This is a genomic window from Kitasatospora sp. NPDC050463 (assembly GCF_040655255.1).
Classification (GTDB): Bacteria; Actinomycetota; Actinomycetes; order Streptomycetales; family Streptomycetaceae; genus Kitasatospora.
Genome location: NZ_JBFAJO010000157.1, coordinates 1 through 7819, shown reverse-complemented (window position 1 = coordinate 7819; position 7819 = coordinate 1). Strand labels below are relative to the sequence as shown.

Below are 7819 nucleotides of genomic sequence, written 5' to 3'. Positions count from 1 at the left end.
TGGTCGCGGGCGGCATCGCCTGGAGGGCGGTGCCCGCGGACTTCCCCGCCTGGGACCGCGTCTACGCCTTCTTCCGGCGCTGGCGGGACAAGGGCCTGGTCGGCGAGTTCCACGACCGGCTGCGCGACCGGGTCCGCAAGGCGGCGGGTCGTGATCCGGAGCCGACCGCCGGGATCATCGACGCGCAGTCGGTGAAAGGGGCCGCGTCGGTGCCGGCCACGAGCCGGGGGTTCGACGGCGGGAAGAAGGTGAACGGCCGCAAGAGGCACATCGTCGTGGACACCCTCGGGCTGCTGCTGGCCGTGATGGTCACCGCCGCATCCGTCACCGACCGCGAGGCCGGCCGGACGCTCCTGGAGCGGCTGCGGATGCGGCACTGGCGCATCTCGCTGGTGTGGGCCGACGGCGGCTACACCGGACGCCTGGTCGACCTCGCCCGTGACGTGCTGCGGATCGCGCTGACCGTGGTCAAGCGGACGGATGACGCGACGGGCTTCGTGGTGCTGCCGAAAAGGTGGCTGGTGGAACGGACGTTCGCGTGGCTGATGCACTCACGCCGCCTGGCCCGCGACTACGAGACCCGCACCGACACCTCCGAAGCGATGATCCGGTGGTCGATGACCATGGTCATGAGCCGCCGGCTCGCCCGGCGAGCAGGCTGAACATCCCCGGCCGTTCCTCGACGAGCCAGCCCCGCGCGGCCAGCCGCTTGGCCTTCGACCGCACTCCCTCCACCTTCGCCGGAACCGGCTCCAGCCCGAGCGCCGCCGCGAGCTGCCGACAGTCCATCTCCTCCCTGCTCGCAGCCAGGACCTCCACGAGCCGCCGGTAGTCCGGCGCCAGTACTGCCGGGGCGAGTCCTTCACGCCATTGCGGCACCACGGAACCGGGCACCGCTGCGGCGACCTGCTCCGGCCCCTCATCGGCCGCCACGACCGACGGCCCTTCTTCGCCGCCGCGAGGAAGGGCCAACACCTCGGCCACCGTCTCACGGGCGATCACGAAGCGCTCCCACACGGCCTCCGCTTCCTGCAGCTCGGCCTGAAGGGCTTCCACACGCTGCCGGGCGGAGCGTTCGCGCTCCTCCAGCAGCCCCATCACCGACGGCATCCGGCACCTCCACCGAAGAGACGACACGACACCCCGTCTCTGCCACCGCGGCAACAGCACTACGCCTGACCCGCCGCCAGAGGCTGGCGGGCACAGACGCACGCCTGCATCGTGCGGCCCGGCGGGGGCGCCGGACGGTCGGCGGTGAGTGTGTGCTCACCGCGGACCGGGAGCCGGGCCGGTGGGCCGGCTGGTCAGGTGGGCCGGCTGGTCAGGTGTCGGCGGCGGTGTGCGGGGAGTGTTGCCGGTGCGGCGGAGTTGTTAGTTGATGCGCAGTGCTTCTTCGAGCTGGTCCTCGAGGATGATGATGCGGCAGGCGACGTCGATGGGGGTGCCCTGGTCGACGAGGTCGCGGGCACGCATCGCGAGGCGCAGCCGGTAGCGGGAAAAGCGGCGGTGGCCGCCTTCGGACCGTAGCGGGCTGAGCGCTGAGGACGCCTGATGGCCCCTCAGCGCCATAGCAGTCCACCCTTCGATGGGGACAGCACTCGGCTTCGTTACCTCGTCAAGCACGGCTCCCGTGGTGCGCGACAGGGCGTTCGCTGTCGGCCGGGCCCTGCTTCTGGCCGGCTGGGGTGTCGTCGGTCCGGTAGTCGAGGGTGCTGGTCACCGCGATCACGCCGTCCACCGATCGGCAGAGCCGTTCGACGACTGGGAGCAGGCTGCGGTGCTCGACGGTGCCGACGAGGGTGACCTCGCCATCGGTGACCTTGACGAAGACGGCTCCCGGCGCGATGCCCAGAGTACGGTCCAGGACCTCTCCGCAGAGCTCCTCGCGGATCGCCTGGTCGCGGCGGAGGAAGACCCGCAGCAAGTCGCTGCGGCTGACGATGCCGACCAGTCGGCCGGCCTCGTCGACCACAGGCAGCCGCTTGAGGTGCTTGCGGTCCATCAGCCGGGCCGCCTCCACCGCCGTCCACTCCGGGCGTGCGCAGACCGCCGGGCAGGTCATCAGCCCCTCGGCGGCGGTGGCTCGGCTCTTGGCCTGGGCCGCGGCGTCGAGGCGCGGGGTGAGAAGCAGTCCGGCCGGGTCCTCCTGGGCTGCTTCGGAGAGCAGCAGGTCGGCCTCGGAGACCAGGCCCAGCGGGCGGTCCTCGTTGTCCAGGACTGGGACGGAGGTGATGTCGTGTTCGGCCAGCAGGCGGGCGATGTCCTTGAATCCCGTCTCGGGCCGCACGGACACGACGGCCCGGGTCATCAGTTCTCCCACAATCCGGTGATGCATCATCAGACTCTGCTCTCTCTTGGGGTGAAGCGGGTCGGGTGCACGACTCGTTCAGTTGATCTACTTGTGGCGCACGACGACCACCGGGCACGGCGCGTGCTGGACGCACTGCTGGCTGGCCGAGCCCAGCAGCGCCCTCGCGAAGCCGCCGTACCCCCGGCTCCCGACCACCAGCAGGTCCGCACGGCGGGCGGCGTCCAGCAGGCCCTGCGCGGCGTTTCCCAGCAGGACGCGCTGGTGGATATCGACCGGCCGATCGGTGTCGGCCAGTTCGGCGATGCTCTCGGAGAGCACCTTTTCGGCGATCGCGCCGTACTGCGAGTCCACCGGCTCCGGTGCGGCCCAGCCGAACGAGGTGGGGTACTCCCAGGTAATCACCGCATCCACAGCGGCGTCCCAGAGCCGGGCCTGCTCAACGGCCCACCGCAGAGCCTCCAGCGAGGACGGGGAGCCGTCGACACCCACCACGATCCGGCGCTGCTGGTCAACTCCCCTGTCCGTGTCCGCACTTGTCTCCGTGCTCATGCCTGCCTCTCAGGTCCGTCGAGTGATCCCAGCCTGGCCCGCGCCGTGGCGGCGGCGAAGGGCCATCGGGTCCCCGTGCCCCGGGACGTTCAGTCCTCCCGAGCACCTGGCGCCGGATCGAGCGGCCCGCGCACGAGTGCCGGACCAGGACAGAACCGCTGAAAGGGCCGCTGCGCCCCATACCGCTGGTCCCATGCGGCCCTACTCACGGAGTCGCTTGTGCGGTGCAGTGAGCGACGACGTGCCGATGACTGCGACAAGGTGCAGGCCGGGAGCACCGCTGCCCGGGCAGCGCTCGGCGAGGACCCTGGAGGTAATCAGATGAACGACACCGCGCCGGCCATCGAGCTGGACGCGCTGACCAAGTCCTACGGCCGCCGGACCGGCATCGACCGACTCGATCTCACGGTACGGGCGGGCGAGGTGTTCGGCTTCCTCGGTCCCAACGGCGCCGGCAAGACGACCACCATCCGCTGCCTGGTCGGCCTGCTGCGCCCCAGCGGCGGCCGGGTGCGCGTCCTGGGGCTTGACCCGATCGCCGGCCACCGCGAACTGGCCCCCCGCCTGGGATACCTGCCCGGGGAGCTGCGCCTGTACCCGGAGCTGACCGGCGCACAGACCCTGCGCCTGCTCGGCGATCTTCAGGGCCGGCCCACACTCCGGCGCGCCGAGCTGTGCGAGCGCCTGGGGCTGACCGGCACCGATCTGGCTCGTCCGGTGCGGGAGTACTCCCGCGGCATGAAGCAGAAGCTGGGTCTGGTCCAAGCGCTGCAACACGATCCCGAGCTGCTGGTGCTGGACGAACCGACCGAGGGGCTCGACCCGCTGGTCCAGGAGACCTTCTTCAGCCTTCTCTCCGAGCTGTCCGCGGCGGGCCGCACCGTACTGCTCTCCAGCCATGTGGTGCCGGAGGTGCAGCGGGCCTGCGGGCGGGTGGCGATCGTGCGCGGCGGGCGCCTGGTCACCGTCGAGGCGGTGGCGGCGCTGCGCGAGGCGCGGGCCCGGCGGGTCCGGCTGGTCCTCGCGGACCGGCTCGGCGCCCGCGCGCTGGGGCGGGCCGACGGCTGGTCACCGCAGTGGCAGGGCAACGAAGTCCGGTTCCTGGTCCCACCGGACGAGTTGGTGGGCGCACTGCGCGAGCTGTTGGCGGCCCTGCCGGTCAGGGACCTGTCGGTGGAGGAGGCCGGGCTGGACGAAGCCTTCCTCGACCTGTACCGCAGGCCCGTCGAAGCAGTGGAGGCACGCTCATGAGGACCCGGTTCCCGCTCTTCTGGCTGGCCCTGCACCGTCGGCGCCGCATGCTGGCGCTCCTCGCGCTGGGCATGGCGGTCTTCGAGGCGCTGATCGTCGTCGTCGCCCGGGAGATCCCACCGGAGCAGCTGTTCGGTAGCATCGGCGGCTCCGTCCCGGACTCGATGAAGGCGTTCTCGGGCTCGACCGGCGATGTGTCCATCGCCAGCGATCCGGGGCTGCTCGGCGCCGGTCTGGTGCACCCGTTCTGGATCGCGATGCAGCTCACCGCCATCGGCTCGCTTGTGGCGGCGGCCGTCGCGAGCGAGGTGGAGGCGGGCACCATCGAACTGCTGATGGTTCGCCCGGTCTCCCGGGCCCGGCTGCTCGCCGAACGGACCGCGGCCGTCCTGGTGGCCCTGCTCGCCCTCAACGCGGCCGCCACCGTGACCATGGCAGCGGGCATCGCGCTCTCGCCGACGCTCCGGCACCATGTCTCGCTCTCCGGGGTGTTCGCGGCCGGCGCGATGGGGTGCGCGTTCGCACTCTGCCTGACCGGTCCGGCCATGGCGGTCTCCGTCGCGGTACGACGGCGGGCACCGGTGATCGGAGCCACTATCGCCCTCGGCGCCGTGGGGTTCGCGCTCAACTTCGTCGCGATGGCCTGGAAACCAGCGGCACCCCTGCGCTACCTGAGTCCGTTCCACTACTACACGCCGGGCGACGCCCTCGCCCACGGCACACTCGCGGCCGGCCCGCTCAGCGTTCTCCTGGCGGTCGGCGTGCTCGGGCTGGGCACGGCCGGCGCGCTGCTGGCCCGGCGCGACCTCGCTCCCTGAACCACCGGCCTGCGGCGGCCCGCCGTACCCTCGCGCTGCGGGCCGCCGCACGTCGAGAGAGGACCATCGGGCCACGCCGCGCCGGAGGTCCCGGCAGGCGACGGCCCCTCCCCCAGCGGTGTCAGGCGTTCCTGCCCCCGGACACGCGTCGACGGCGCCACCAGGCGAGCAGGTCGACCGGCCCACGACATCGGGACGGTCGCTCCCCTTTCAGAGACCAACGGCCCAAGGCCCGCGCACCTGCGAAGGGCAAGGCTGTGTTCCGGCCCCACCAGCGGGGACGGCACCGGTCCGGTTGCCGGAGAACGAGATTTCGGGAGTCTGACATGGCCAAGGCGTACCTGGTCGGCAGCGGCATCGCCTCGCTGTCCGCGGCGGCGTTCCTCATCCGCGACGGCGGCTTCGACGGCGGCGACATCCACCTGTTCGAGGAGCAGGAAGAGATCGGCGGCAGCCTGGACGCCGGCGGAACCCCCAGCACGGGCTACACGATGCGCGGCGGCCGGATGTTCGAGGCACAGTTCCGCTGCACCTACGACCTGCTGGCCGGGATCCCCTCCCTGGACGACCCGGAGAAGTCGGTCACCCAGGACACCTTCGACTCCCACGAGGAGTCGCCCTGGGACGACGCCGCCCGCCTGGTCAAGGACGGCGGCCGGATCGTCGACGGCCACGCGATGGGCTTCACCGAACGCCACCGGCTGGAGCTGGTCAAATGCCTGGCCACGCCCGAACGGATGCTGGACGACAAGCGGATCACCGACTGCTTCAGCGAGGACTTCTTCACCACCGACTTCTGGTACATGTGGTGCACCACCTTCGCCTTCGAACCGTGGCACAGCGCGATCGAGTTCCAGCGCTACCTCAAGCGCTTCGTCCACCTCTTCCCGACCTTCGAGACCATGTCGGGTATCTACCGCACCCGCTACAACCAGTACGACTCGATCGTGCGCCCGCTGACGGCCTGGCTCCTCGAACGCGGTGTCACCCTCCACACCGGCTGCCGGGTCGCCGACCTCGCGCTGAAGCCCGGCGACGGCACCACAGTCGAGCGGATCCACTTCACCGGCGCCCGCGCCTCCATCCTGGTGGAGCCGCAGGACCTGGTGTTCGTGACCAACGGGTCGATGACCGCCGACTCCAGCCTCGGCTCCCACACCGCGGCGCCCGAAGGTCCGCACACCTCCCGCAGCCCCGGCTCCTGGCTGCTGTGGCACCGCCTCGCCCGCGGCCGCGAGGACTTCGGAAACCCCTCGGCCTTCGACCACAGCGTCAAGGACTCCACCTGGGAGTCGTTCACCGTCACCGCCAAGGACCCGGCCTTCCTGGACTGGATGGAGAAGTTCACCGGCCGCGCCACCGGCCGCGGCGGGCTGCTGACCCTCACCGACTCGAACTGGCTGCTCACGACCGTGATCAACCGTCAGCCCGTTTACCAGCAGCAGCCGGAGGGTGTCTCGGTGTGGTGGGGCTACGGCCTGTTCCCCGACCGCCCCGGCGACTTCGTCAAGAAGCCGATGTCCGAGTGCAGCGGCGAGGAGATCCTCCAGGAGGTCCTGCACCACCTCGGCGCCGACGAGGCGACCGCGGAGCGAGTCCTGGCGACCTCCACCGTGATCCCCTGCCTGATGCCCTACATCACCAGCCAGTTCCTGGTCCGCAAGCACGGCGACCGGCCGCGGGTGGTACCCAAGGGCTCCACCAACCTGGCTTTCATCGGCCAGTTCGCCGAGGTCCCCGACGACGTCGTCTTCACCGTGGAGTACTCGGTGCGCACCGCCTGGACCGCCGTCGCCGAGCTCCTGGGACTGGAGAAGCAGCCGCCGGCCGTCTACAAGGGCCAGCACGACCCGCACGTCCTCGCACAGGCGCTGGAGACCATGCACCGCAAGTAGCCCGACACGGACCGTACGGCCGATCCGCAGGCGCACCACGGCGTCTGGGGATCGGCCGTACGGCCGCTCCGCAGGTCGTGTCCCGACACGAGAACGACCGACCGGCCGTCAGGGCGTCCGCGCGAGACATGATTCCGGCCCTCCCCGACCGCGCCCCGCGCAGGGCGCGAAACCGGCACCAACGGGCCCGCCGACCGGGACCTTCAGCCCATACTCTCCCAGCACCGGCAACGCCAGAGTGGGGACACCGCAACTCCCCAGCTCCGCAAGGGACTTCACGAAGGAGAAAGCCATCATGGCCGTTCACCACGCACCCTCCCACCGACCGTCGGCCGCCTTCGGCAGCAGGCTCCGGCACGCCGTCTCCCGCCCCGCAAAGGATGCCGTCCGCCCGGTCGCGACAACGGCAACCGCCGCCCGGGCACTCGCGGCGGCACGGGCCGTCCTCGGCTTCGTCTTCCTCTGGGCCTTCCTCGACAAGGCCTTCGGCTGGGGCTACGCCACCAAGAGCTCGAACTCCTGGGTCAACGGCGGCTCCCCCACGAAGGGCTTCCTCTCCCACGTCTCCGCCGGCCCCCTCCAGTCGACCTTCCACCACATGGCGGGCCAGGCCTGGGCCGACTGGCTCTTCATGCTCGGCCTGCTCGGCATCGGCCTCGCCCTCGTCGGCGGCATCGCACTGCGCGTCACCGCCACCGCCGGCACCCTCCTGCTGGCCCTGATGTGGGCCGCCGAATGGCCGCCCGCCCAGCACCTCGCCAACGGCGCTGCCAGCGGCTCCAGCAACCCCGTCGCCGACTACCACCTCGTCTACGCCCTGCTCCTGATCGCGCTGGCCGCCACCGGAGCCGGCGACACCTGGGGCCTGGGCCGCCGCTGGGCCGCCCTGCCGATCGTCCGCGACCATTCCTGGCTGCGCTGACCGCCGCTCCTCCACCAGCTCCGCCCCGGTCGGCCTCCACCATCTGCTTCAGCAGGTCGACCGCGGTGGTCTC

General features: G+C 71.2%; 8 protein-coding genes and 1 pseudogene. 5 read left to right on the top strand and 4 right to left on the bottom strand.

Translation table 11 applies throughout. The annotated features are described in order from the left end of the window. Positions 1–662 (top strand): IS5 family transposase (locus tag AB0J08_RS40555; RefSeq protein ID WP_360644878.1); only part of this gene is annotated, 662 nt, incomplete at its 5' end. Here the strand turns inward: AB0J08_RS40555 and AB0J08_RS40550 are convergent. The 4 genes and pseudogenes from AB0J08_RS40550 to AB0J08_RS40535 form a co-directional block, all read right to left on the bottom strand. Then, positions 628–1110, bottom strand: a complete 483-nt coding sequence (locus AB0J08_RS40550; protein WP_360644876.1) for a hypothetical protein — start codon at positions 1108–1110, stop codon at positions 628–630. The two genes, AB0J08_RS40555 and AB0J08_RS40550, sit on opposite strands and share 35 nt — an antisense overlap. A 261-nt stretch (positions 1111–1371) precedes the next feature. Further along, positions 1372–1536 (bottom strand): annotated as a pseudogene (locus AB0J08_RS40545) (MerR family transcriptional regulator); the annotation flags it as partial. Positions 1537–1615: 79 nt separating this feature from the next. Next, the gene (locus AB0J08_RS40540; RefSeq protein WP_360644873.1) at positions 1616–2335 is read right to left on the bottom strand and encodes a CBS domain-containing protein; all 720 of its coding nucleotides are present in this window, start codon (positions 2333–2335) and stop codon (positions 1616–1618) included. A gap of 60 nt (positions 2336–2395) precedes the next feature. Further along, positions 2396–2860, bottom strand: a complete 465-nt coding sequence (locus tag AB0J08_RS40535; RefSeq protein ID WP_360644870.1) for a universal stress protein — start codon at positions 2858–2860, stop codon at positions 2396–2398. Between the two features lie 321 nt (positions 2861–3181). Between AB0J08_RS40535 and AB0J08_RS40530 the strand changes: the two genes are divergently transcribed. The 4 genes from AB0J08_RS40530 (at position 3182) to AB0J08_RS40515 (ending at position 7746) form a co-directional block, all read left to right on the top strand. Continuing rightward, on the top strand, positions 3182–4111 hold the full coding sequence (locus AB0J08_RS40530) for an ABC transporter ATP-binding protein (protein WP_360644867.1): 930 nt from the start codon (positions 3182–3184) through the stop codon (positions 4109–4111). Further along, a complete protein-coding gene (locus AB0J08_RS40525) occupies positions 4108–4929 on the top strand; it encodes an ABC transporter permease subunit (protein WP_360644864.1) in 822 nt (273 codons plus the stop codon). The genes AB0J08_RS40530 and AB0J08_RS40525 overlap by 4 nt, the downstream gene beginning before the upstream one ends. A gap of 257 nt (positions 4930–5186) precedes the next feature. Continuing rightward, positions 5187–6824 carry an oleate hydratase gene (locus AB0J08_RS40520; RefSeq protein WP_360644861.1) on the top strand — a complete coding sequence of 546 codons (1638 nt, stop codon included), beginning with the start codon at positions 5187–5189 and terminating at the stop codon, positions 6822–6824. 295 nt (positions 6825–7119) lie between these two features. Next, positions 7120–7746, top strand: a complete 627-nt coding sequence (locus tag AB0J08_RS40515) for a hypothetical protein (RefSeq protein WP_360644858.1) — start codon at positions 7120–7122, stop codon at positions 7744–7746. Positions 7747–7819: the final 73 nt, after the last annotated feature.

Bases quoted from the DNA above. Each gene is read 5' to 3' on its own strand.
- AB0J08_RS40550 (WP_360644876.1), bottom strand. From the start codon at position 1,110: ATGCCGTCGGTGATGGGGCTGCTGGAGGAGCGCGAACGCTCCGCCCGG.
- AB0J08_RS40535 (WP_360644870.1), bottom strand. From the start codon at position 2,860: ATGAGCACGGAGACAAGTGCGGACACGGACAGGGGAGTTGACCAGCAG.
- AB0J08_RS40525 (WP_360644864.1), top strand. From the start codon at position 4,108: ATGAGGACCCGGTTCCCGCTCTTCTGGCTGGCCCTGCACCGTCGGCGC.
- AB0J08_RS40515 (WP_360644858.1), top strand. From the start codon at position 7,120: ATGGCCGTTCACCACGCACCCTCCCACCGACCGTCGGCCGCCTTCGGC.
- AB0J08_RS40530 (WP_360644867.1), top strand. From the start codon at position 3,182: ATGAACGACACCGCGCCGGCCATCGAGCTGGACGCGCTGACCAAGTCC.
- AB0J08_RS40540 (WP_360644873.1), bottom strand. From the start codon at position 2,335: ATGCATCACCGGATTGTGGGAGAACTGATGACCCGGGCCGTCGTGTCC.